At 41.9% G+C, this 24,923-nt stretch carries 17 protein-coding genes; 8 read left to right on the plus strand and 9 right to left on the minus strand.

What is annotated here, in order from left to right; translation table 11 throughout:
- Positions 1-294: 294 nt before the first annotated feature.
- Entirely contained in the window at positions 295-579 is a 285-nt protein-coding gene (locus H6G06_RS07980; RefSeq protein ID WP_190558822.1) for a helix-turn-helix domain-containing protein, read from the plus strand.
- Positions 579-5,402 (plus strand): PAS domain-containing protein, encoded by a 4,824-nt coding sequence (locus H6G06_RS07985; RefSeq protein WP_206754711.1) that lies wholly within the window; start codon positions 579-581, stop codon positions 5,400-5,402. The genes H6G06_RS07980 and H6G06_RS07985 overlap by 1 nt, the downstream gene beginning before the upstream one ends.
- A gap of 593 nt (positions 5,403-5,995) precedes the next feature.
- Here H6G06_RS07985 and H6G06_RS07990 read toward each other — a convergent pair.
- A complete protein-coding gene (locus tag H6G06_RS07990) occupies positions 5,996-7,144 on the minus strand; it encodes an alanine--glyoxylate aminotransferase family protein (protein ID WP_190558826.1) in 1,149 nt (382 codons plus the stop codon).
- Between the two features lie 157 nt (positions 7,145-7,301).
- Between H6G06_RS07990 and H6G06_RS07995 the strand changes: the two genes are divergently transcribed.
- Together H6G06_RS07995 and H6G06_RS08000 are read left to right on the plus strand one after the other, a co-directional pair.
- Positions 7,302-7,835, plus strand: coding sequence for an HPP family protein (locus tag H6G06_RS07995; RefSeq protein WP_190558828.1), 534 nt, complete (start codon positions 7,302-7,304; stop codon positions 7,833-7,835).
- 173 nt (positions 7,836-8,008) lie between these two features.
- The gene (locus H6G06_RS08000) at positions 8,009-8,407 is read left to right on the plus strand and encodes a DUF1499 domain-containing protein (protein ID WP_190558830.1); all 399 of its coding nucleotides are present in this window, start codon (positions 8,009-8,011) and stop codon (positions 8,405-8,407) included.
- On the opposite strand, the gene H6G06_RS08005 is transcribed toward H6G06_RS08000, so the two are convergent.
- Positions 8,400-9,473 carry a glycosyltransferase family 4 protein gene (locus tag H6G06_RS08005; RefSeq protein ID WP_190558832.1) on the minus strand — a complete coding sequence of 358 codons (1,074 nt, stop codon included), beginning with the start codon at positions 9,471-9,473 and terminating at the stop codon, positions 8,400-8,402. The genes H6G06_RS08000 and H6G06_RS08005 overlap by 8 nt on opposite strands.
- Positions 9,474-9,931: 458 nt before the next feature.
- Here H6G06_RS08005 and H6G06_RS08010 point away from each other — a divergent pair, with 458 nt between their 5' ends.
- Both H6G06_RS08010 and H6G06_RS08015 read left to right on the plus strand, forming a co-directional pair.
- Positions 9,932-10,741, plus strand: a complete 810-nt coding sequence (locus H6G06_RS08010) for an ABC transporter permease (protein WP_190558834.1) — start codon at positions 9,932-9,934, stop codon at positions 10,739-10,741.
- Positions 10,742-11,512: 771 nt separating this feature from the next.
- On the plus strand, positions 11,513-13,378 hold the full coding sequence (locus H6G06_RS08015) for a bifunctional serine/threonine-protein kinase/formylglycine-generating enzyme family protein (RefSeq protein ID WP_190558842.1): 1,866 nt from the start codon (positions 11,513-11,515) through the stop codon (positions 13,376-13,378).
- 373 nt (positions 13,379-13,751) lie between these two features.
- Here the strand turns inward: H6G06_RS08015 and H6G06_RS08020 are convergent, their stop codons facing one another.
- Positions 13,752-14,723, minus strand: a complete 972-nt coding sequence (locus H6G06_RS08020) for a DUF1517 domain-containing protein (RefSeq protein WP_190558844.1) — start codon at positions 14,721-14,723, stop codon at positions 13,752-13,754.
- 1,112 nt (positions 14,724-15,835) lie between these two features.
- Here H6G06_RS08020 and H6G06_RS08025 point away from each other — a divergent pair.
- Positions 15,836-17,098 carry a glycosyltransferase family 4 protein gene (locus H6G06_RS08025; RefSeq protein WP_190558846.1) on the plus strand — a complete coding sequence of 421 codons (1,263 nt, stop codon included), beginning with the start codon at positions 15,836-15,838 and terminating at the stop codon, positions 17,096-17,098.
- 87 nt (positions 17,099-17,185) lie between these two features.
- Here H6G06_RS08025 and thiS read toward each other — a convergent pair whose 3' ends face one another.
- Together thiS and H6G06_RS08035 are read right to left on the minus strand one after the other, a co-directional pair.
- Positions 17,186-17,398, minus strand: coding sequence for a sulfur carrier protein ThiS (gene thiS, locus H6G06_RS08030; RefSeq protein ID WP_190559146.1), 213 nt, complete (start codon positions 17,396-17,398; stop codon positions 17,186-17,188).
- A 109-nt stretch (positions 17,399-17,507) separates the two neighbouring features.
- Positions 17,508-18,551, minus strand: coding sequence for a thiamine phosphate synthase (locus tag H6G06_RS08035; protein WP_190558848.1), 1,044 nt, complete (start codon positions 18,549-18,551; stop codon positions 17,508-17,510).
- Between the two features lie 197 nt (positions 18,552-18,748).
- On the opposite strand from H6G06_RS08035, the gene H6G06_RS08040 reads away from it, so the two are divergent.
- A complete protein-coding gene (locus H6G06_RS08040) occupies positions 18,749-20,437 on the plus strand; it encodes a DUF1565 domain-containing protein (RefSeq protein WP_190558850.1) in 1,689 nt (562 codons plus the stop codon).
- 118 nt (positions 20,438-20,555) lie between these two features.
- Here H6G06_RS08040 and H6G06_RS08045 read toward each other — a convergent pair whose 3' ends face one another.
- The 4 genes from H6G06_RS08045 to H6G06_RS08060 form a co-directional block, all read right to left on the minus strand.
- Positions 20,556-21,260, minus strand: a complete 705-nt coding sequence (locus H6G06_RS08045; protein ID WP_190558852.1) for a hypothetical protein — start codon at positions 21,258-21,260, stop codon at positions 20,556-20,558.
- Positions 21,261-21,653: 393 nt separating this feature from the next.
- Positions 21,654-23,696, minus strand: coding sequence for an S-layer homology domain-containing protein (locus H6G06_RS08050; protein WP_190558854.1), 2,043 nt, complete (start codon positions 23,694-23,696; stop codon positions 21,654-21,656).
- Positions 23,697-23,730: 34 nt separating this feature from the next.
- Positions 23,731-23,895, minus strand: a complete 165-nt coding sequence (locus H6G06_RS08055; protein ID WP_338422924.1) for a four helix bundle protein — start codon at positions 23,893-23,895, stop codon at positions 23,731-23,733.
- 534 nt (positions 23,896-24,429) lie between these two features.
- Positions 24,430-24,876 carry a hypothetical protein gene (locus tag H6G06_RS08060; RefSeq protein WP_242039628.1) on the minus strand — a complete coding sequence of 149 codons (447 nt, stop codon included), beginning with the start codon at positions 24,874-24,876 and terminating at the stop codon, positions 24,430-24,432.
- Positions 24,877-24,923 lie beyond the last annotated feature (47 nt).

Below are 24,923 nucleotides of genomic sequence, written 5' to 3' on the forward strand. Positions count from 1 at the left end.
ACAAAAGTGCGATCGCTTTTTTGAGATAGGTGGTAGGCGATGGCTTGCTTGAGTCTTATCAGCAAAAGTGCGTCATAGACATCGTCCGTGACTTCCAGTCGCCTGGTGCAAGATGTGAGAGAGCGTATAGTTTTGTCATTCTGTATACCGTCGGAACACTTCGTGAACACAATGGGTAGGAACAGCTAATAAATCCTGAATAATTACTTCTTACGGTAGATAGATTTATAAATTCACCTCTTTAAAATGTAGATGCCAGAAGCTATACCCAATAGCTCCATCTATTGAGTTTTCATGGTTAAAAAGACAGTTGCGCTGGGGCGACCAGAAGTTAGCCATCTGATTCACAAAGTTCGGCATTTAACTGGATTAAGCCTAGAGCAGTTTGCAGCAACACTAGGAGTTGCTTTGAGCATGATTAATCGATGGGAAAACGGTAGTATGCAGCCCTCACTTCTGCCACTCAAGCAAATAAAAATGATGTTCATCCACTTCAGCCGTTCACCTGTCGTTGAGCTTGTTGAGCAGAGCCAAACTTTGTTAGCTGAATACTTTTCAGAGGCGGAGTTGAGCGTTTGATGAGTGAAGTGAATGCTGCGATTTCTAATCATCCCTCTGCCTCTGCTACAGAAAATTTAGAACCTGTCCCATTATCAGAGAGTGAGGAGCGATTTCGGTTGGTGCTAGAAGCATCGCCCGACGGATTTATCATTTTGCGTAGCATCCGATATGATGCACCAGGAGAAATCGCTGACTTCCAAATCGAATACACCAATTCAGTCGCTGCAATAAGTGTGAACCGGACACCAGAGGAGTTACTGGGTCAATACCTACTGCAACTGTTTCCCGATTGTCAAACTAGTGGGATTTTTGCTCGCTACGTGAAAGTTGCCGAAACTGGCATTTCTGAAACATTTGAGACGTTTTCTGACAGTAAATATCTGACAGGCTGGTTTCGTAACGTCGTTGTGAAGTTAAACGATGGAATAGTCGTTTCCTTTAGCAATATTACTGACCGCAAACAAGCGGAATTGGCACTGCTACAACAAGAGCAGCATTTTAAAATCGCCTTGCAAACTGCAAAGCTCGGTTCCTGGGAGCATGACTTGACGACAGGAGTTCTCACCTGTTCGGCTCAATGCAAGGCCCACTTTGGCTTGCCGCCTGATGCAGAGTTCACTCACGAAACCTTATTTGCGGCGTTGCACCCCGATGATCGCCCCCTTGTCCAAGCCGCTATTGAGCGTTCCATTGCAGAGCGGATAGATTATGAAGTGGAGGAACGCTGCTATCATCCTGATGGTAGCTTGCACTCGCTGATTGTCCGAGGTCAACTGGTGTATGACTCCAAAGGCACGCCGGTTCGTCTGGTGGGTGTAACGCTTGACATCAGCGAACGCAAGCAATTTGAACAATCCCTGCAAGCAGCCGATCAGCGCATTTTTAATATTCTTGAAAGCATCACTGATGCGTTCGTCGCCTTTGATCGCGACTGGCGTTATACCTACATCAATCAAGAAGCTGCTCGGATGCTAGGGCGATCGCCTCAGGAACTCCTTGGCCAACGTTGGCAAGAGGCATTCACCGAAGTTGACCCCCAAAATTCGGTGATTGCCCAGCAATTTGAGCAAGCAATGGCAGATCAAACAACAGTGAGGTTTGAAGCCTTTTCACTCGTCATTAATCGCTGGCTGGATATTTCGCTGTTTCCTTCGCCAGACGGATTAGCAATGTATTTTCGAGACATTAGCGATTTCTACGACGAGCTTCGCTTACGCAAACGGGCAGAGCAACGCCGGGATGTTCAGTATGCCATTACACGGATTTTAGCTGAAGCAAAGACGTTTGTGGAAGCAACCCCTGCCATTTTGCAGACTCTGTGTGAAAATTTAGGCTGGCAACTAGGGGCGATCTGGAAGATTGACTCACATCTTCCGCTCTTGCGTTGTATCAACTACTGGCAAGTTGCAAATGTGGATATGCAGGAATTTGTGGAAGCAACCGAGCAAATCACCTTTGCACAAGGTATTGGGCTTCCAGGTCGCGTTTGGGCAAGCCGTCAACCACACTGGATCAGTGAATTAAGTCAAGACAGTAACTTCCCTAGAATGAGACTCGCGTCTCAGGTGGGATTACAGTCGGGCTTGGGGTTTCCCATTTTACTGGGTGACGAAATCGTCGCTGTGATTGAGTGTTTTAGCCAACACGTCCAAGAGCCAGACGAAGATTTACTAGACATGATTGCGGCGATTGGTAGCCAGATTGGTCAGTTTATGGAGCGCAAGCAAACGGAAACAGCCCTGCAAGAAAGTCAGGAACTGTTTCAAAGCTTTATGAACCATAGCCCAGTTGCAGCATTCATTAAGGATGAATCTGGGCGATATGTTTATGTAAATGCCAAGGTGGAGCGATTAATCAAGAGAGGGCAATCAGATTTAATCGGCAAAACGGATTTTGAGTTACTGCCAGCAACAACTGCCCAGCAGTTTCACACAAATGATATGACCGTTTTGACCAGTGGACAACCCATACAAATACTGGAAATCATTCAGCATGAAGATGGGGAAGACAGTTATTATATGTCCGTTAAGTTCCCTTTTCGTAATGCGGCTGGGCAACAACTTCTGGCGGGTGTGGCACTCGATGTCAGTGAACAGCAAGCTGCGTTGCGCGATCGCATCCGCGCTGAGGAGGAGCTACGGCAACGAGAAGCCGAACTGCGCCTGATCACAAATGCTGTTCCGGTGCTGATCTCCTTTATCGATGCCCAACAGCGTTACCGCTTCAGTAACCAAAAATATGAAGAGTGGTTTGGAAATCCTACCACTGAGGTGTATGGGAAGTATATGTGGGAAGTGCTAGGCGAAGCGGCGTATGCAACGATTCGTCCCTACGTTGAACAAGTATTGGCAGGGCAAGAAGCTTCCTTTGAGAGCAAACTTCTTTACAAAGGTGCAGGTACACGCTTTGTTAGGGGTACTTACGTGCCTCGTTTTGATCAGCAGGGAAAGGTTGAAGGGTTTGTGGCATTAGTGAGCGACATCACGCAACCCAAGCAAGCCGAGGAAACCCTACGCCAAAGTGAAGAGCGATTGAGGATTGCTCAACAAGCTGCCAATGCTGGCGTGTGGGACTGGGATATTGTCACCAACCAAGTTACCTGGTCAGATGAATACTACCTCCTGTATGGGCTTGAGAGAGGAACCATTCAACCCTCCTATGAGCATTGGCTGTTTTCTATCGTTGAGCAAGACCGCGATCTCGTCGATCAAGCAACCCGAAAAGCTTTAGCAAACAGCACCGACCTCAATGTTGAATTCCGCATTCTCCACCCAATTCGGGGAGAGCGATGGCTAACTGCGATTGGGCAGACCTTTTACGATGACAACGGGCAAAGCCAGCGCATGACAGGGATTGCACTGGACATCACAAAGCGCAAGCGAGCAGAAGAAGCATTACGAGAAAGTGAAGCGTTTAATCGGGAAATTCTGGAAAGTAGTAGGGATTGTATCAAGGTATTGGATTTAGAGGGATCGCTCCTGTACATGAGTCCGGGAGGACAAACCCTCCTGGGTATTGATGACATCACTCCATTTATCCGCTCCTCATGGGTCAACTTCTGGCCAGAAATTGACCATTCAGCAGCGCAGGCAGCACTCAATAACGCCATAACAGTTGGAGTGGGAACATTTCAAGGCTATTGTCTAACTTTGGCAGGTGAGCCGAAATATTTGGATGTCAAGGTGACTCCAATTAGAAGTGCAGATGGACAAGTCGAACGGTTGTTGTGTATTTCTCGTGATATCACAGAGCGCAAACAGATAGAACAAGTCTTACGCCAGAATGAGCAGCAGGCGCGGCTTGCCATCAAAATAGGACGACTTGGGACTTGGCGCTACAACCACCACACAGACATAGTTGAGCTAGATGAGCGGATGCGGGAGATTTGGGGTGAGCCAGATGATGCAGAGGAATTACCGCTGCCAAGTTTGACGAAGCGGATTCATCCTGATGATCGGGAGCGTATTGCGATCGCCATTGCTGCGGCTTTTGCGCCTGGATCATCAGGGACGTATGAGATGGATTACCGAATTATTTGGGATGACGGCACTGATAGGTGGATATCTGCTAACGGGCAAGTGCAATTTGAGGGCGAAGGGCAGTCTCGGCGAGCAATGGACTTCTTCGGCACTGCACTCGATATCACCGATCGCAAACAAGCAGAACAGGAACGGGAGCATTTACTAGAACGGGAGCGTGCAGCCAGAGAACAAGCCGAAACCGCAAACCGAATCAAAGATGAGTTTTTAGCTGTGTTGTCTCATGAGTTGCGATCGCCCCTCAATCCGATCTTAGGTTGGTCAAGGCTCCTGCAAAAAGCCAAGCTAGACGAACCAAAGACAAAACAAGCTCTGGCAACCATTGAGCGTAATGCCCAGCTGCAAGCCGAACTGATTGAAGACCTTTTAGATGTCTCGCGAATTTTGCAAGGCAAGCTCAGTCTCACGAGTAGCCCGATTAATCTAGCATCAACCATAAAAGCGGCGCTCGAAACTGTGCGACTGGCAGCAGAAGCCAAATCCATTCGTATCAAGACAAACCTTGATGCGGAAATAGGATCGGTTTTGGGCGACTCAACCCGCTTGCAGCAAGTGATGTGGAACTTGCTCTCTAATGCCGTTAAATTTACACCCGCAGGAGGTCGAGTTGAGGTGCAATTGTCACAAATTGATACTCAAGCTCAAATCACTGTGAGCGACACCGGAAAAGGCATTGCTCCTGATTTCCTACCTTATGTGTTTGATTATTTTCGGCAGGCAGATAGCACCTCCACTCGCAAGTTTGGTGGACTAGGTTTGGGTTTGGCAATTGTGCGTCACTTAGTCGATCTACACGGTGGCACGATTCAAGCAGAGAGCCGTGGTGAAGGAATGGGAGCCATCTTCACCCTGAAGTTGCCACTGATGCCATTTGTGCCGATTGTCAATGAAGATTCTCAATTGTCTGAAGCATCCCTGAGTTTGCATGGTATCCAAGTTTTAGTGGTAGATGATGATGCCGATGCACGAGATTTTGTGGCTTTTCTATTGGAACAAGAAGGAGCAAGAGTCATCACAGCCGCTTCCGCTTTTGAAGCATTAACAGCATTAACTCAATCCCCTCCAGATATCCTCCTGAGTGACATTGGGATGCCAGAAATGGATGGTTATATGCTGATGCGGCAGATCAGAGCCTTGCCACCAGCGCAGGGCGGACAGATTCCCGCGATCGCCCTGACAGCCTATGCTGGGGAACTAGACGAAAAGCAAGCACTAAAAGTGGGTTTTCAGAAGCATATTTCTAAACCAATATCCCTGGACAATCTACTCAAGGCGATTATTAACTTAATTGGTTTGAAATAAGTAAGTGGGCGTTAAAAATTGTCGTTATGACAAGGGAACAGGGAACAGGGAACGGGGAACGGGGAACGGGGAACGGGGAAGAGGGTTTTGGTGAATTTACTTTTTGTTACATACTTCGGTTTTTTCCCGCCGACTTACTTAGGGTTTGCTGAAAAAGTTGTCTGTGAGGGGAGGGAACAGGGAACAGGGAACGGGGAACGGGGAAGAGGGTTTTGGTGAATTTACTTTTTGTTATATACTTCGGTTTTTTCCCGCCGACTTACTTAGGGTTTGCTGAAAAAGTTGTCTGTGAGGGGAGGGAACAGGGAACTCTTAACAGGGAACAGTTTCAGCTATCTAGATATCTTCAATTTCCCATATCCGACAAGGAAAAATGTACCTGTTTTGAGACACCATAAGCCAAAACCTTGCACTTTCTTGTGATAAAAATCCGCGAAACCCTTATTAATAAACGGTTTTATCTTTATTCAGCAAGCCCTACTTAGTTTGTCTAGCAGTATCTTTCTAATCACCTGGGCTTGGTGCAAGATGTGAGTAAAACTGTTCCCTGTTCCCTATCTCCACGACAAAACTTTTTCAGCAAACCCTACTTCCTACTTACCCAAAACCTGCTTTAAAGCCTCAATCAACCTATCCACGCTTTCAGGACGACTGTTAAAACCCATCAAACCTACACGCCAAACCTTACCAGCAAGTTCTCCCAAACCTCCACCAACTTCAATGTTATGCTCAAGTAATAACTGCCGTGCAACTACCTTTCCATCCACCCCTTCAGGAATGCAAACAGTAGTTAAAGTTGGTAGCCTGTATTCCTTCTCAACGTGCATTTTTAAACCAATACTTTCCAAGCTTTCCCAAAGATATTCGACATTTTTTTGATGCCGTTGCCAGCAATTTGCTAAACCTTCTGCCGCCACTAAACGCAAAGCTTCCCGTAAACCATAATATAAATTAATCGGGGCTGTGTGGTGATATATGCGCTCGCTCCCCCAATATTTCCCCAACAACAACATATCTAAATACCAGTTGGCAACTTTAGTCTCACGCTTCTGCAACTTTTCCATTGCCCGCGTACTCATGGTAAAGGGTGACGCACCAGGAGAACAACCTAAACCTTTTTGACTGCAACTATAAGCTAAATCAACTCCCCACTCATCCAAAAAGATGGGAACACCACCTAAACTTGTAACGGTATCTACTAATAGCAATGTGCCATATTTACGGCATAACTCACCCACTTCTGCCAATGGCTGACGTGCGCCGGTGGAGGTTTCCGCATGAACTAAAGCTAAAATTGCCGGTTTATGAGTTTCTAACGCTGTGCTAATTTCATCTAAAGAAAATACCTGACCCCAAGGTTTGCTGATGGTTCGCACATCTGCACCATATCTTCCCGCCATATCTACTAAGCGATTTCCGAAATAACCAGCTACACCAATTAATACCACGTCTCCCGGTTCTACGGTGTTAGCTAAAGTGGCTTCCATTGCGGCTGTACCTGTACCACTAACGGCGATGGTGTGGGGGTTTTCCGTTTGCCATACGTAGCGTAACAAAGATTGAATTTCGTCCATCAGGGCTAAAAATGCGGGGTCAAGATGCCCTAATGGTGTGGTATTCATGGCCTGCAATACCGTAGGATGAGCGTTAGAGGGACCAGGACCAAGTAATAAGCGGTTGGGAACTTCTAAGGGTGCAAGTTTTAACAAGTGATTATCGTTGATGGAAATTGTGGATGTCATAATTTTTTTGAGGCTAAATGGTAATTAATGGCATCATAAAACGATTAGATTACCTATGTTTTCATCAGCCTCAAGATTGTCTATCATTCGTGAGAAGAAGCCATATCCCCAAAGTCTTAAAGTTGATGTAACAAGCTGTTAAGGCGATATCACTATTATGAGCCAACAACGTTCTAGCTTAAAACCATTAGAAGGGGCAAATCGCACACTCAGGCGCAGGTTAGACTTGAAAGGAGAAATATTATTAGCTACAGCCCCTACCGCAGTTGTACTGTTAGTTATGTATTTTGTAGAAGCACTCACGCAACAACGCCTATTATTTGCCTCTCTTGCTTCCAGCGCCTTTTTAATTTATCTTGACCCCCAACACGGAACTAATGCTATCCGCACTTTGATACTTGCTCAAATGATGGCTGCTGGTATTGGTTTTATCACCTTTCTAATTTTTGGTGGTGGGTATATTTCCGGTGGACTAGCAATGATCCTAGCTATAGGACTCATGATATTACTAGATGCCATGCACCCTCCTGCTGTCTCCACCTCCCTCAGTTTTGCCCTCAAAGCTAATAATGTCAATAATTTGGTATTATTTGCTTGGGCGCTGGGAATCACAGCTATTTTGGTTGGATTAGAGCGTTATGCTTTGTGGTTATTAGCACATTACGCAGGTCATAGAAAAGAAGGGTCATAGCGATCGCTCTATTTGTCTTATTATTTAATATTCAATTAACCAGCTTAATTTATAATCAATAAATAACTCAAAAATGAATATTTTTTGTGGGGATTAAACAAACAAGAAGAGGTTTTTTGTGTTTGATCGTTTTTAGCATTTTAATTCTGATTATTTTACCCCTACTTAATCCTATGATCTTCGCAGGCACAAGACCTAATAATTTAGGCGTTAAAGATGGTAGATTAGCACCCTGTCCTTCTAGTCCTAACTGTGTTTCTAGTCAGAGTACAGATTCACTTCATCAAATCCCACCACTGAGTTTTACCTCAACCGCAGAACAAGCATTATCTCAACTCAAAGGTATTATTCAATCTTTACCTAGAACCAAGATAATTACTGAAGCTGAGGATTATTTATATGCAGAATTTAAATCTGCTTTGATGGGATTTGTTGATGATGTAGAATTTTATCTAGACTCTCAGGCTAAGGTGATTCATCTACGTTCAGCTTCCCGCTTAGGTTATGGCGACTTAGGAGTAAATCGCCAACGGATAGAGACGATTCGCGCTCTATTTAATCGATCTAATTAACTACAACAGGACGTAAATATCCATTGTGTTTAGCAAACTTCTCTTTGAGAACTTGTTTATAAACTGCTTCGTAACCATCAACCATCTGTTTGACACTAAAATGGTTTTCTACATATCGCCGACAAGCATAGCGGTTTAATCGAGCTACCTCATCAATCGCACTAATAAATTCCTGAGTATTATTGCAAAGAAAACCTGTTATTCCCTCAGCAATTACTTCTGGAGTCGAACCCATTCGCATTGCAATTACTGGTGTACCCGCAGCCATTGACTCTACCATTACTAACCCAAAAGGTTCTCTCCAAGTAATAGGGAATAAAGTAGCATAAGCATTGCCCATGATGACATTTTTTTCTGCATGGTTAGCTTCACCTAAATACTGAATTTGCTTACCATCAATATGCGGTTTAATTTCCTGCTCAAAATAGTCTACATCCACTTTATCCACCTTACCCGCCATTTTCAACTGCCAACCAGTTTTTTTAGCAATTTCAATGGCTAAATGCGGTCCCTTTTCTGGAGATATTCTGCCTAAAAATGCCAGGTATGGCGGATCTACTGGTTGAGAATAAAATTCATAACTACTAACATCAATGCCATTGTAAACTGTAGCCTCGTAATTTAATCCTAACTTGGGTTCTCTTTGGGAGTCAGAAATGCTTATATAAGGCTGGTTTTTGGCATATTTAAAGATTTTTTCATTATCTGGTGTAAAAATTCCATGCAAAGTATGCACTGTGGGAGTTTTCACTAGCTTTGAGTATGCTAGTGGGATATGTCCCATGTGCGAATGAATAACATCAAATTCATCAGCTTTTTCATACACTGAAGCTAGTTGTAGCAATTCATAAACACTGGTATCTTTGATTGTAGAATCAAGTCTTAAAGCACGAGGATGAACTGATACTAACTTAGCTAAAGTTAGAGAATCTCCTGATGCAAATAATGTAACTTCATGTCCTCGTCGAACTAATTCATCTGTTAACAAACCTACTACCAATTCTATTCCACCATAAGCTGGAGGTGGTACTCTCTCCCACAATGGAGCAATCTGAGCAATTCTCATGATCAACCTCCTAAAAGGTAAAATTGTAAATTAGTGGTGTTTATTTGTTTGATGTAAATTAATGACCAGCGATTCACTATAGCAGTAAATCACTTAAAACACCAACTATATGGATGATTGCTCCAAAATCTTATGCTGTAACTTAGATATTTTTTGTCTATCTGAGGTAAGGAAATTATCTTCTACTCCAGAGGTAAATTAGGCAGATCCATAGAAAATCATCACCATTAAAATCAATGATTAATTACCCTAATTACCGAAAATATCTGAAAATATGCAATTTATAATTGACCAAACTTTAGAGGTAATTACCATTAATTTCCGCCTTGGCATTTTGCTAGTCTATCGTTTTTGTCTGTTAAATTACTTCCTAAATCTGTAAACTCACTGTCAAAACCTTGACTCTTGTTATAAAAGTCGTATAATCTAATACAAGAATTATAAAATTAAGTATAAACATGAATATCTCTAACTCAAGCAAAAAAAAGTCTCTGACATGGCAGGCAGTTTTTTCCCTACTGGTATTTGTGTTCATGTATCTGCCTATCTTGGTACTAAGCTTTTATAGCTTTAACCAGTCACCCTACAGCGCCACTTGGCAAGGGTTCACCCTGGAATGGTATCAAAAACTATTCACTGATACTCGCATTTTATCGGCTTTGAAAAACAGTTTGCTGGTTGCCTTTAGTGCAGTTGCTGTTGCCGCCGTTTTGGGAACTTTGATGGCTGTGGGGTTGGCGCGTTATAATTTCCCTGGGAAGAAATTGTATCAGGGTATATCTTATCTACCATTATTAATTCCCGATATTGCGATCGCAGTTGCCACCCTCGTCTGTTTAGCCGCCTTTGCCATCCCCTTAAGTATCTGGACAATTGTAGCAGCACATATAGTTTTTTGTGTTGCCTACATCGGACTCGTAGTATCATCCCGACTCAATAACCTAGACCCCCACCTCGAAGAAGCCGCACTAGACTTAGGTGCAACCCATATTCAAGCCTTTATCAAAGTTATCTTACCCCAATTAATGCCTGGTATTATATCTGGTTGCTTGCTGGCTTTCGTCCTCAGTTTAGACGACTTTCTCATCTCCAGTTTTACCGCAGGTAGTGGTTCTAATACCCTACCAATGGAAATATTTAGCCGCATCAGAACCGGAGTTAAACCTGATATTAACGCCCTTAGTGTCATGTTAATTTCTATCACCGCCACCGTTGCAATTACAGGTGAATTAATTCGTGCTTCTGGAGAGAAACAAAACAATTCGTAATTCCTAATAGTGCTTCCAGCACCCTCCGCGAACGTCATTACTTTCCGCATTGCGTCAGTGGGTAAACCAATACAAAGCCGAACCTTTTCCCCTACCATTACCAAAAGACGCACTAAGTAGGTAGGAACAAATAAACCTAACTATGTAACAAAATGTAAAATCATCAAAACCCTTGCGGTTGCTTCACTCCGCTACGCTCCGTTCGCAATGACATACCTTGCAATTTTCCCGCCTACCTACTTACTAGAAAGGGATTATTCCCATACAGAAAAATGCGTCAGTTGTCGAAAATCCCTAGCTAATATTCAAACATTAAAACTATGGTGTTCAATCATAACATTCTTAGTTTTAGCAAGTAGTCCAATTTTAGCATTTTTTCTACATCCAATATCTCTTTTAACAGTCATCATCGAGACAGTTACACCTTTGGCATTTGGGTTAGCATGGTGACAACTAAACAAACTAGAAAAGCAATTTTATCAAGGGAAATCTATCCCACTCCGTAACCTACCAGAGAAAAGCTGAAAATTAATCAACTTAGAACCCCCACTTATTTAATAAATTGGGGATATAAATGACTAAAACCACAAAAAATCATCAACCAAACACTTGACAAATTCCCAAATCTATTTTATTTATAGTATTATAATGGAAATCTGTGCGCCCATATATATACCCTTATTTATTCCCACCGATAACTGATAACTGATAACTGATAACTAATTAAATATTGGGGCTGACTTTCGACAAAATGCTATCTTCTCCTCAGCCATGCAAATTTGTCAAAATCCCAATTGTTCAAACCCCTTCAACCCTAACTACAGTAAATTTTGCATCGTTTGTGGACATGGTACATTTGGTGAACTCCTCAGAAACCGTTACCGTGTCTTGCGGTTATTAGGTGAAGGTGGGTTTAGCAAAACTTACGCAGCAGAAGATGCAGACAGACTAAACGCACCTTGCGTTATTAAGCAATTTTTCCCCCAAGTTCAGGGAACAGGACAACGCGCAAAAGCAGCAGAATTCTTCAAAGAAGAGGCTTTTAGATTATATGAACTAGGCGAAAATCATTCCCAAATTCCTCGATTATTAGCTTACTTTGAACAAGGTTCTAGCTTGTATTTAGTGCAGGAATTTATTATTGGTAAAACTCTCTTAGAAGAAGTTCAAGAACAGGCTTATAATGAAGCAGAAGTTCGTCAACTTCTATTAGACTTATTGCCAGTTCTCGATTTTGTTCACAAAAAAAATGTGATCCATCGGGATATCAAACCTGAAAATATTATCCGTCGAGATGCAGATAAAAAACCTGTATTAATTGACTTTGGTGGTGCAAAACAAGTTACTCACACGAGTATCGCTAGACAAGCAACAGCTATTTATACTTTAGGTTATGCACCAACTGAACAAATGGCAGGTTTTGCTTGTCATGCTAGTGACTTATATGCTTTAGGTGTAACTTGTGTCAGGTTATTAACTCAAGATTTACCGATGCAGCATACCTATGGACTTAAAGATCCTCTTTATGATCCTATGACTGCAAAATGGTTATGGGAGGAACGGTTACAACAAAAAGGGATTACTATTAGTGATGATCTCAAGAAAATCTTAGATCACTTATTGCAACATTTCCCTAGTGATAGATATCAGTCAGCAACAGAAGTTTTATATGATTTGGAACATGATTTAAAAATCGAATCATCACCCCCGATAGAGTTAAAAATTTCCTCTATTCCTCAACCACCACCACCACCTGAACCAGAACCACCACCACAAAAACGAATCGTTTCCGTACCACCTTTGGAAACCTTTGATTTTGAGATTATTACTGTAGATACGGGAGGAAGAGAAGTTAACCGCGATAGAGGTAGTGCCAAATTCTTTGCAGAAGAATTGAATAAAAATGTCACTTTAGAAATGGTATCAATTCCTGGTGGCAGTTTTCTGATGGGTTCACCAAACTTTGAAGGTAATGCTGATGAACATCCCCAACACAAAGTTATAGTTGAACCTTTTTATATGGGGAAATATCCCATTACTCAAGCACAGTGGAAAGCAGTAGCAGCTTTACCGCAAGTAACCCAACCTTTGAACCTCAATTCCACAAAATTTAAAGATGCAAATTTACCCATAGAAAAGGTCTCTTGGTATGAAGCAATAGAATTTTGTTTGCGGTTGTCGCTGAAAACTGGCAGAAATTATCGTTTACCTAGTGAAGCGGAATGGGAATATGCTTGTCGTGCAGGAACTACCACATCTTTTCATTTTGGGGAAACAATTACATCTGATTTAATTAATTGTAATGGTAGTGCCACTTACGCAGTTGAACCCAAAAGCAATTTCCGCAAAGCAACAACAAACGTAGGCAGTTTTGATGTAGCGAACGCCTTTGGGTTGTATGATATGCACGGCCTAGTTTGGGAATGGTGTGCTGATCCTTGGCATAAAAATTATGATGGCGCACCCGCAGATGGTAGTGTGTGGGATGTGGATGGTGATATACATCGTCGGGTTTTGCGCGGTGGTGCGTGGAATTTTAGTGCGGAACTTTGTCGCAGTGCTAGTCGTAGTTGGAATGAAGCAGATGATGGTTTAAGGATGTCAGGTTTTAGGGTGGTGTTTTCCGCACAGGAATGAGTTTCGCGCAAAGAGGAGTATGGGAGGTTGACAATTGATTTTCAATTTGTTATCATGAACTTGATAAGGAAGAACTACGCAAAATTTAACTATGCCTGGCATTGCTGAATTAGGGTATGAAATTGAAAAATTAATGATTTCAAACTCTTACTCTCTGTGACTGGAGCGCCTCTGCGTGAAACAAAATCATACTCTTAATCAGCAACGCCAACTACACCAGACGGCTAAAACTGTTCCCTGTTCCCTACGTCCACTAGAAGACTTTCTCAGCAAGCCCTAAATATATTCAAGAATGACGAAGCAGGGGTTTAGCAATGCTAAACCCCTAAATTGTGCGTATTAGGTTGGTAAGTCACCGTAACCCAAGAAGCAACTAAACCAACTTCAAATCAGGATACTCAGCAAACAAATCGTCAGAAGTCAAAGTATCACCTTCTGCTTGGGGAGTCCACAACACTTCCAGAGCTAAAAGTTGCTCACCAGGAAGACTACCAATTTGTCGCAAAGCTTGACGTAAATCATCCACGCTATTAATTTGGGGAATTTCAAATTTACCCAAGGTTGCAGCTAATAAGGTGACAATGATATATTCTCCAGGACCTTCACTAATCAGACGAGTAGGGTTATCCACATTACCTGGTAATTCTTTAGCCAAAACAGATTTTAGCTGATTGTTGACGTTAGAAAGAGTTTCTTCGCTAAACTTGCTGCGTTCAGCCAATGACAAGCGGTTAAATTGTGATTCAGCAGCATTTAATTTCGCTTGTTGGCTACCACTGCCAGCATATACCCAATACTCAGGATGACGCAGTAAAGCTAGACTGGCTTCTTGCAAGATTTCTGCTTTCCCCTCTGGAGTGTTGGTATCAGCTTTTTCTGCTATTTGGTTGAGTTCGCTTTGCAAACCTCTTGCTTGTGCTAATAAGCCAACTTGTAAACGGTTGACGGAAACTGTTGGGTTGCTGTTATAACCTCTTTCTCCAGTATCTTCACTGGTGACACGGCGGAAAGTTTGGACTAAAAAGTTAGCGATCGCAAAGAATATCAAAATTGTGAACACACCACCAAAACCACCCCCAATACCCCAAAAAGGAATTAGGAACGGAAAGCCAAAGCCACCTCCAAAACCACCACCAGGATAGTATCCCCCACCACCAGGAGGTGCGTAGGTGCGTGGTGTATAAGTGCGGCTAGAAGGCATTCTAAAAGAACCCCCACCAATACGTCCACCACTGCGTGCAGCTAAAGCACCATCAGCGTTACCCAGTGCTAAAGCCAGCACCAGACTGAGGACAAAGGCAATTTTTAACAGAGGTTTGAGGGTTCGTTGTATTTTTTTACGCATAATCTTCACAGAAAAACAGTATTTTTAAGATCTCTCTCCTACTGCGATGAGTTTGACAACGCAGGAGACACCAGCCACAAGCAAATATTGTCAGCTATATATTCAATCTACCGCGTATTATCTCGCGTTGGGAATCAACAGAGGGGAGATTCCTTGGTTGATAACCGTACCGCGAAACATCTTTGCGCTCGTAAAACTTGGGAATCAATTAATTATTACCGTCTCAGAGGAATGCCAGACTTATCAGCAATAATTTTGACTTCTGACTGACAAGCATTCGGTCAAATTATTTCTCATAGGGACTAATTTTTTTTCCGGATCGAGACACTATATTCAGCACATATTGGCAAGGGGCTTTAAGTAACCAGTTATCAGTTATCAGTTGAGAGTTACTTGTATCACTTGGGTTTAAGTCTCTTAACTTTATGCCTTTTACCTGTTTACTGATTTAATACTTATGAAAATAAAGACAATAAATCATGGTGTAACTATGCTCAACAAACATAATATCAGTATCAGATGTAAATCATTATTTCGGCATAGAAATTATTAGCCAATGTATTAAATTTTTCCTATTTTCTGGCATTTTGGCATGAATTTTAGCAATATTCGAGCTAATCTAGTAGTATCAGCTAGATTTAGTAATTTGTCCAGCAGTCTCTATACAATTACTCGATCATATCAGCGATAAACTCTGTATCTATTAGAAACCGTAAAAAATCCTCCTTTGGTAATAAATTGGCATAAAAATAAAGAGAAAATAATTTTTATTTATACCAATTTTTCGCCCAATTTGGGATAGTGAATATTGTTGGTAGTTTCTCTCAGGAACATCTGACAACAGCATTTAGGAGTCAGGAGGAGGCAGTGCGGTCTTGGGGTCTCACGCCCAACAGGATGGCTTCCCTGGAGCAACTGCTGGTCAGGATTGAAAGCCGCTTGATGTTTGATAGCGCAGTGTGGCGAATGGCTAACGCCATGCTTTGAGTTTGATTTGGAGATAAAACTTACCCAGCTGCTTCAGCAAGTATTTTTTCATTTGCTAAACAGTATTATAAAAAATCCCAAAATAGTTGAAGTAAGGATTTGAAGTTTATTTATCAACCTGAATCATGGAACATATTTCACAACTAGGAACACAAATTAGGGAGAACACAGCTTATCCAGATATCCTAGTTATCTCCCGCATCTTTCAGCCCCAAGAAGCTGTAATTGGAGAGTATGTCTATAATCGTTGTTTGCAAGATCCAGACAGAGTGATTGTACTGGCTGCTGGTTGCTGTGGAGATAAAATATTTGATAAAGCACAACAGTTTCCAGTTTATCGTTGGACTAACTTTAGTCTGTGGGTGAATTTCTTAGGTGGTAATTTCTTGAGCAATGTATTCAAGCCTTTTTTGAATTTATTTAATATTATTTGCACCTTATTACTGGCTATTAAACTATACTTTCGCTATCATTACCGCTACATTGAATGGTGTCACGGCTACGATTTTCCAGCCCTGTTGTTACTCAGTTACATCTTACCTATTCGTTTTTTCATCTACCTCCACGGTAATGATTTGGTAGATATATCTCGTCATTTTTTATGGCGATCGTTATTTAAAATTACCCTCAAACGAGCCGAAGGAATTGTTTGTAACAGTTCCTATATTCGCGAAACTTTAAGAAATACTTTTCGCTTAGACACTCCTACTCATGTAATTAACCCAGTAGTTAGACCCGAAAAATTTGGTACTCCCAGCAGTCTGAGTCATCTGGATGATTTACGTATCCGCTTACGTCAGGCTTACAACATTCCCGAAACCGCAATTGTCATTCTTTCTGTTGGTAGGTTACTCAAACATAAAAGCTTTGACAGAGTAATAGATAACATCCCTTTACTATTAACTATTGGTGTAGATGTTCACTACATAATTTGCGGACAAGGAACTTGTGAACAACAACTCAAATCCCAATCTCAACGTTTGCGGGTGGATCAACGAGTGCATTTTGCAGGCTATGTACCTGAACGGGAACTAGCCGGTTATTATGCAGCTTGTGACATTTTTGCCATGCTTACCTTAGAGGAAGACAAAGCCAAAACCAAAACCATAGATAATTTGGAAATGGTTCACTTAGAAGCAGAATACTTTGGTAAACCTGTACTTGCCTCTCGCTTAGGGAGTATTTTAGATGCAGTTCACCATGAAGAAAATGGCCTGTTGGTAAATCCAGACTCTGGTTATGAAGTTTTACAAGCTTTTAAACGTTTGTGCCAAGACAAACAACTGCGGGAAAAACTCGGTCGTCAAGGACAAGAATTAGCCAAACGCAAAACCTATCACCGTTGGCTATATAATCCCGAATCTCGTTATTCTTGTCTATTAAATTAGGTAATTGGTCATTAGTCATTGGCCATTGGTAAAAATCTTTTCCCCCTGCTCCCCTGCTCCCCCTGCTCCCCTGCTCCCCTGCCTCTTCTATCCTCCACCGACGATGGTAACAACTTCCAAGCGATCGCCATTTTCGATTTTAGTTTCTGTCCAAAACTGACGGTGTAAAATCTCACCATTATATTCCACTGCCACCAAGCGGGGATTAAAACCCAACTGCTGAAGTAATTCTGGTAAAGGCGTTTGGGATAAACAACTGCGAGTTTCTCCATTCACTTGTAAAGTAATTTGATTCATAATTCATAATTGGTAGTAGGTAATTGGTAATTGGTAAAAATCTTCTCCCCTGCTCCCCTGCTCCCCTGCTCCCCTGCTCCCCTGCTCCCCTGCTTCTTCCCCAGTCCCCTGCCTACTTCCGATAGAGTTGAGAAATAAAATATTGTGTGACTAAAGTAGGTTGTTCAGCTTGCATGAGCGATCGCACCACAGCAACCCGTTGCGCTCCTGCATCAATTACATCATTAATATTACTGGCATCTATTCCCCCAATTGCAAACCAAGGAATTGAACAATTTTTGGCTGCATAGCTAACATAATTTAAACCTGCTGCGGCTTTACCTACTTTAGTCGGCGTTTCATACACAGGACCCACACCAATATAATCTGCACCTTCAGTAATTGCCCCTTGCATTTCTTGTTGATTTGTGGTAGAGCGACCTATCAAACGCTGGGGACCCAATAATTGACGGGCTACAGCAATAGGCATATCTTGTTGTCCCAAATGCACCCCATCCGCATCTACAGCCAAAGCCAAATCTACCCTGTCATTAATGATGAACAAAGCGCCATAATCGTGACATAACTGCTTGAGTTTCCTAGCTCTTTGCAAACGAATCAGATCATCAGCAGTTTTTTCCCGATACTGTAGCAGTGTTAATCCGCCCTTGAGAGATGCTTCCACAGTCTCTAGCAAATTATCTACCGGGGATGTTACCAAATACAAGTGCGATCGCCACAGTAATTGATGGCGTTGATGACCCATCAAAGTGCTTTCTAGGGTGTACACCTGATAGCGCATTTGCTTAAAAACTTTCCCCATATTGGCATCATGAAGCTTGCCATATTCCTCCAACACCCTCAAAGCTTCTTGGACACGGCAAAAGTTAGCTTGTAATAAAGATGTGATCGAACTTCGTTGTTCTTCTTGGGGATGGGTTAAAACAGTACCAGGATCACCTGGTGTATCTCGTGCCGCCCTAATTTGTGCCGAATGCCAGTTACTTACTTCTTGACGTAGGTGCTTACAGGTTTCAGCTAACTGGGCATCATTGAGTCCAAAGCGACACCATTCTTCAATAATTCGCAGCCCTTCGCGAGCGCGGTCTAAATTTGCGTCTAAAATGCGATAAACCACTTGTTGTATTTGTTGTTTTTGGCTGTGGGCTTCGACCATTAAAATAACCCTGCTTGTAGTCTCACACAAACCTCCAGCCTATTAAATAATATGTGCATCTTAGCGGTTTTTTGTTAAAAATTTACTAATTAAGCTGTATGAAAAATAGCCAATTGGTGAAAATATGAGAATATTATCGACATGATTGGTTGAGCGTTAAAAATTCACTGGTGTTTTTCAGGAGTTATATAAAGTTCATGTCTCCCCTTCAATGGTTTCATAAGCGTATAGTAGATATCCTGTCAACAAAGCTAATTTGTGCCTACCTACTGAAACTTTCAGTTTTGCCATCCTCAATATTGAGTGTGAGCGTTGCTTTGGGAATAGGAAGTATAGCACTTTTAGAGACAAATTTTAGCAGTGCCATTGCTCAGATTACCATCAGAACAGAACAGAAACTCAACAATGAGAGAACAATTTCTCAGGTTCACCTCCTGTTTGTCAACCCCAGTCTCGGCAATGATCAAAATGGGAATGGTAGTGAAATAGCTCCTTTGAAGACAATTACCCAAGCTTTGCAACTAGCACAACCAAATACTGTCATTATGCTTTCTCCTGCTACATACAGCCCCAACACAGGTGAAGTATTTCCCTTAATCCTCAAACAGGGTGTAGCTATTCAAGGAGACCCTGGCAACAAAGGCAGAGGTGTGAATATTTTAGGCGGTGGTGAATACCTCAGTCGCAGCTTTGGCCGTCAAAATGTGGCTATTGTTGGTGCAAATCAAGCTAGTTTAAGCGGTGTTACAGTCACTAACACCAACAGTCGTGGTTATGGTTTATGGATTGAATCTACGAATACAGTAGTTGAGGAAAATACTTTTACTAGCAGTACTCAAGACGGAATTTCCATCACTGGTAATGCTACTCCGACGGTGAGCAAAAATTATTTTCAGGGCAATGGTGCTAATGGAATTACAATTTCTGGTGATTCTCGTGCGGAAATTCGGGAAAATCTCTTGCAACGCACTGGTTTTGGCATTAACATCGCCCAAAACGCTGCTCCTGTAATTGTTGGTAATCAAATTTTAGACAACAGATCCGGGATTGTAGCTCAAGCCAATACCAGCCCAATTTTGCGGAATAATCTTATTCAAGGCAGTCAAGAAGATGGTTTGGTGATCATTGCCCAAGCTACGCCAGATTTAGGTAGTAGCAGAGAACCTGGTGGGAACGAATTTCGCAATAATCGTCGTTCTGATATTAACGCCAAAGCTGCCAAGCAAGTAATTTATGCTGTCGGCAATAACCTCAATAAAAATCGCATTATCGGTAATGTAGATACTAGCGGTAGAACAGCACCAATTGTCAGGAATTCTACACCCACTTTTATATCTGTACAGGAAGTTCCTAAAGAACCAGAAATTGTTTTTGCGGCTCCCAGCATTCCCAAAACTTTTAACCCGTCGGCTATGATCCTATCCAGGGGCAGAAATACACGCCCAAATAGTCCATTACCACAGCTACCAGCTACTAATGTTAACGTACAGGGTTCTTTACCCAGCAATACTTCCCAACCAAGCACCTGGCAAACACAAGACACACCACAATTAAATTATGTGCGAGTTGAACCGGGAGTAATTGAGTTTACTGCGCCTCAAGCATCCCTCCCGACACGGACAACTGTTAACAATTCCCGAATAGTGACAGCACCCAGAGGTTATACAACTACTAGGTCTGGTGTACGTTATCGCGTCATAGTGCCAGTTACCAGCAACACACAACAGGAATTAGTGCGTTCTATAGCCCCTGATGCTTTTTCTAAAGTCTCACAAGGTCGCAGAGTGATGCAAGTAGGAGTTTTTAGCAGTCAAGATAATGCCAGTGAAATGGTTCAACTCTTGAATAGCAAGGGTTTGAGAGCCATTATTCAGCAGGTTAATTAATAGGGCATTGGCACTCATGTAAAAGGCAAGAGCAAGATCATATTTCTCCTCTGCTCCCCTGCTCCCCTGCTCCCCTGCTTCCCCTGTTCCCTGTTCCCTGTTCCCTGTTCCCTGTTCCCTACACAGCAACTTCTGCCTGTTCACTGGTCATTGCTTTGAGTTTAGATGTAAACGACTCAGAGCGATCGCTCCTTTGGGGAGTAAATTGCCCAATTGGGGGATTATTGGCATTTGCTGGCATTAATTGGGGTAGTTCTGTCGCTGTGGATAAACTCCCCTGAGTCATCAGCTTTTCACTCACGGATGCTGCTAACTTTCTCTTGCTGATATCCGCTGCAACTTTAAACGAGGGAGATGTTAACACACGCACCTGTTGTTGCTCTCCATTTGCTAGATATCGGGATGCAGTGTGACTGTGACTCTCTGGGTAATAATTGCCAACTTGAGCAGTTAATATTTGAGTATTCTTTGCAGGTGCAGACTCAAGTCGGGTTGCTTGCGGTATTGATGGTAGAACGGGTGGAGATGTTTTGGTTAAGCTTTCTGGAAATTTGCTGCAAATCATCCGCTCAAATTCCATGTTGAAATGATAAACCACCTGCCCTCGCCGTTGCCAAAAGGTTAATATTTGTTGTACTGATATCGCCTTATATCTTCCTTGATACAAAGCTTCAATAACTGCTAAATGTAGCCAATCAATCGGGTACTCTCTGCGCCAATGGTTAATTAACTCACTGGCACTGTACCCATTGAGGTCAAAACTATAATGAACTAATAAGTTGACGGCCAATTCGGCGTAGGGGTTTGGGGGTGTTGTTAGCATGGGATTTTATTTCCAGGCAATAGGTATAAATGTTTCACCCATCGCATCTAGCTTAACGTCTTTTTAGCTACATGAAAGTTTTTTCCACAAGCCGCAAATTTGTTAGTTAGTGTTTTTCATTCTACTTGTCAATCGCCATTATGCAAAATAATATAGTAGAACTTAAGCTCTGGACAAAGTGACCATTAAATGCTGGGGACAGGGAACAGGGAACTCTTAACAGGGAACAGGGGGCAGGGAGAGGTTAATAATCTGATGACTAATGACAAGTGACTACTGACTAATGACTAAATGGGAACAGGGAACAGGGAACAGGGAACTCTTAACAGGGAACAGGGGGCAGGGAGAGGTTAATAATCTGATGACTAATGACAAGTGACTACTGACTAATGACTAAATAGGTTTAACCCGTTTGAGGACGACTAATGCCTGATAAATCATAGCTGCAACTTCGGCGCGTGTGGCATCTCTGGTGGGTGCAAGCAGCTTGGGGTCTGGATAATTGATAATAATATTTTGTTGGATGGCAGTTGCGATCGCTGTTCTGGCATATTCAGGAATAGACTTTCTATCAGTGTAAGCAATTAACAAATCACTATTAGCGGCTGGTAGTCCCAGTCCGTTGACTAGGGAAACAATCACCTGTATTCTCTGCACGTTTTGATGGGGGCGAAAAGTGCGATCGCTAAATCCTCCCACAAAACCACCACTAGCGGCTATTTGAATGGCTTTAGCTGCCCAAAAATCGCCTGGGACATCTGTAAACTCAGTTACTGGGCGTTTGGGTGTGGGGTTAAAAGCAGCCGCTATTAAAGCCGTATATTGGGCGCGAGTCATGGGTTTATCTGGTTGGTAACTCCCATCAGCAAAACCCTGAGTTAAATTCATACTCACTAAAGCCCGAATAAATGGTTCTGCCCAATGTCCTACTAAATCAGAAAATGAGGGAATTTCTGTATCTGGTTTGACGATATAGAGAGAGGGAATAACTTCTGCTTGGCCTCTGGCAACTAAAGCCTGATAAATTAATGCTGCTACCTCTGCACGAGTAATTTCTCGTAACGGTTCTAATAGTTCTAGTTGGGGATAATTGATAATTAGCAGTTTTTGGGTAGCAAGTGTCACCGCATTAATGGCATAACTGGGAATTTGGGCGCGATCGCTATACACATTTAACCCATTAGGATTACTACCACTGAATTTTAAGCCATTGACAATTGATACTATTGCCTGCACCTTGGTTAAATTTTGTCCTGGCCTAAAAGTACCATCAGGAAAGCCACTCAAAAAGCCTCCATCAGCCGCACTAGCAATGGCTGAAGCCGCCCAAAAATCAGTTTTTACATCTTTAAATCTATCGAGTTTATTACTAGCAGATAGTTGAAAAGTCTTGGTAATTAAAGCAGCATATTGAGCGCGGGTAATTGGTGTAGCTGGTTGAAAAGTGCCATCAGGGAAACCACTGATAAAACCTTTATTCACTAATGCTTCAACAAAAGCCGTTGCCCAATGTCCATCTAAGTCTGAAAAACTGGTACTGATGACTTGGCTAGGAGTATCGGCTGTAGCGGCAATAAATTTTACCACGCCCTTAACCTGAGCAGGATTCAACTGATTTCCTACAGAAGTCACCTGTTGAGATGATAAATTTTGAAGATCGAAATCTTTGTGATCACGAAAAATATTATCAGCCGGATCTTGGGGTTTGCCCAAATCAGGAACCGCATTACCATTGATCAACAAACCACCTTGCGTATTTTGACAAATCAGATTTCGTCGTAATACCGGACTAGCATCACGAGAAATACCCACTGCTAATCGGTTCTTGATCAGTTTGTTATTTGCTACTAAAGGCGCTGCAAAATCGCTCATAGCTATCCCTACGGGGTTATTTTCAAACACATTCCGCAACACTTCCCCTTTGCTATAACGTGCCATCATTAACCCACTGGCAACATTTTGTACAAACACATTATCTAAAATTGCAGGTTTGGCGTTACCGCTGGTAAATATTCCTTCCCTTCCACATTTACTGAAAGTATTATTAGCTAAAGTTGGGGCTGTGGATTCAATCCAAATCCCCGTACCTTTATTGATAGGGTTGGTAACAGTTACACCTAAGATACTGGCATCACCTAATAATAACAAGGTGATATTTTGCATACCAAAGCTGGGACTTTGATATTCACCACTCCCAGAAATAATAATTTCCTGACCTTTGTTAGATTCATTACCAACCAGTAACATTTCCCCAGGAATGATTAAGGGAAAAACCTCACCCGTTGCAGTGCTGTAAGTCCCTGGTGCTAACTGAATAATTCCCGGTGCGGTGGTGGCTTTTAAGGCACGGGTGATAGTTTTGAACGGACTCAACCGAGAACCAGTATTAGTATCATTACCTGTGACAGAATTTACGTGGAGTGTCGCAACAACCATAATAATTCAGAAGTCATAATTCATAATTTATACATTATAATTTTGGTTTTTGTTTGAGTTTGTTGATGGAAGCAACTAAAATTTTCCCAATTTCAACTGCTTCTTGCAGGAGAAGGTTAAACTTTCGAGGTGGTACTGTTTCTGATTCAATTAACATTTCCAACCAATATTGCGTTTCTCTACACTCTTTCAGACTAATTTAGACTTCAGGTTGTCCTTCGAGTAATGTACAAGCATAATAATTCATAATTCATAATTTATAATTCATAATTGATTGTACTCTGTGGAGTGATGATTGTCTATTTTTGAGGTGCTTTATGGTTTCTAGTTTTCTCGTTCCCAGTCAGAGACTGGGAATGCTATTATAGAGGCTCTGCCTCTGTTTTAATAGAAATTTGAGCCTTCTAAAATTCATTCCCATACAGAAGAGTATGAGAACGAGGAAATATATTCATGTTTTATTTCGCTGGTTTTTTATAGTTCTAGATATTCTTCTAGGGTATATATGTGTAATGCTTTTTGCATGATTTTTTACTTTATATTGTTTCTATCTGTTTTATTATATCATTCGTGATTCATAATTTGTCTTTAGGTCTGGTGTTTCGCGCAAAGTCGCAAAGCAGCAAAGGCGCAAAGTGGTATTTTCTTGTTGTTATGGGTAGGGGTAAAGCACATTGTTAAACCCCTCCTCAATTATGAATTATGAATTATGTGAGGTACAAGCGGTAATTATTCAACGCAGATGGACGCAGATATTTTTTACCTCTTTCAATTTTAGGTTGTTTTTGGTTTCGCGCAAAGTCGCTAAGAAGCAAAGGCGCAATGTTTTTTGTAAGGTGTTGTCGTATTTAACATTGAGAAAATGCCAGCGAGATTGTGATTGATTAGAAAATACAAATAATGTATAAGGATGTTTTTTGGTGAGTTCATCAACTACTTTTCTTTCACTTTGTCTGGATAAATTTTCTGATTTAAGGCGACTATAAATAATATGAAAATCGTTGTTAATTCGTGCTGATGCTAATAATAATGGTTCTTCTGCTAGTTCGTTGATAACTGTTTCATTTAGTTGACGAGGGGAAAGGGTTTGATTAACTCTTTCGTAATTTAATTGACTACAAAATAGTTTTTTGAGTGTGTCAATGTTTCTCAAATTTTCGAGTGAGTTAGCTACTGACATAATTAGATAAATCTTGGTAGTGACACTGTGGAATTTTTTCTATTAGT

The sequence above is a fragment of the Anabaena sphaerica FACHB-251 genome (assembly GCF_014696825.1).
Taxonomy (GTDB): Bacteria; Cyanobacteriota; Cyanobacteriia; order Cyanobacteriales; family Nostocaceae; genus RDYJ01.

What these genes read in the sequence shown, in the direction of transcription:
- H6G06_RS07980 (WP_190558822.1), top strand. Translation starts at nt 295, where the DNA reads ATGGTTAAAAAGACAGTTGCGCTGGGGCGACCAGAAGTTAGCCATCTG.
- H6G06_RS07985 (WP_206754711.1), top strand. Translation starts at nt 579, where the DNA reads ATGAGTGAAGTGAATGCTGCGATTTCTAATCATCCCTCTGCCTCTGCT.
- H6G06_RS07990 (WP_190558826.1), bottom strand. Translation starts at nt 7,144, where the DNA reads ATGACATCCACAATTTCCATCAACGATAATCACTTGTTAAAACTTGCA.
- H6G06_RS07995 (WP_190558828.1), top strand. Translation starts at nt 7,302, where the DNA reads ATGAGCCAACAACGTTCTAGCTTAAAACCATTAGAAGGGGCAAATCGC.
- H6G06_RS08000 (WP_190558830.1), top strand. Translation starts at nt 8,009, where the DNA reads ATGATCTTCGCAGGCACAAGACCTAATAATTTAGGCGTTAAAGATGGT.
- H6G06_RS08005 (WP_190558832.1), bottom strand. Translation starts at nt 9,473, where the DNA reads ATGAGAATTGCTCAGATTGCTCCATTGTGGGAGAGAGTACCACCTCCA.
- H6G06_RS08010 (WP_190558834.1), top strand. Translation starts at nt 9,932, where the DNA reads ATGAATATCTCTAACTCAAGCAAAAAAAAGTCTCTGACATGGCAGGCA.
- H6G06_RS08015 (WP_190558842.1), top strand. Translation starts at nt 11,513, where the DNA reads ATGCAAATTTGTCAAAATCCCAATTGTTCAAACCCCTTCAACCCTAAC.
- H6G06_RS08020 (WP_190558844.1), bottom strand. Translation starts at nt 14,723, where the DNA reads ATGCGTAAAAAAATACAACGAACCCTCAAACCTCTGTTAAAAATTGCC.
- H6G06_RS08025 (WP_190558846.1), top strand. Translation starts at nt 15,836, where the DNA reads ATGGAACATATTTCACAACTAGGAACACAAATTAGGGAGAACACAGCT.
- H6G06_RS08035 (WP_190558848.1), bottom strand. Translation starts at nt 18,551, where the DNA reads ATGGTCGAAGCCCACAGCCAAAAACAACAAATACAACAAGTGGTTTAT.
- H6G06_RS08040 (WP_190558850.1), top strand. Translation starts at nt 18,749, where the DNA reads ATGTCTCCCCTTCAATGGTTTCATAAGCGTATAGTAGATATCCTGTCA.
- H6G06_RS08045 (WP_190558852.1), bottom strand. Translation starts at nt 21,260, where the DNA reads ATGCTAACAACACCCCCAAACCCCTACGCCGAATTGGCCGTCAACTTA.
- H6G06_RS08050 (WP_190558854.1), bottom strand. Translation starts at nt 23,696, where the DNA reads ATGGTTGTTGCGACACTCCACGTAAATTCTGTCACAGGTAATGATACT.
- H6G06_RS08060 (WP_242039628.1), bottom strand. Translation starts at nt 24,876, where the DNA reads ATGTCAGTAGCTAACTCACTCGAAAATTTGAGAAACATTGACACACTC.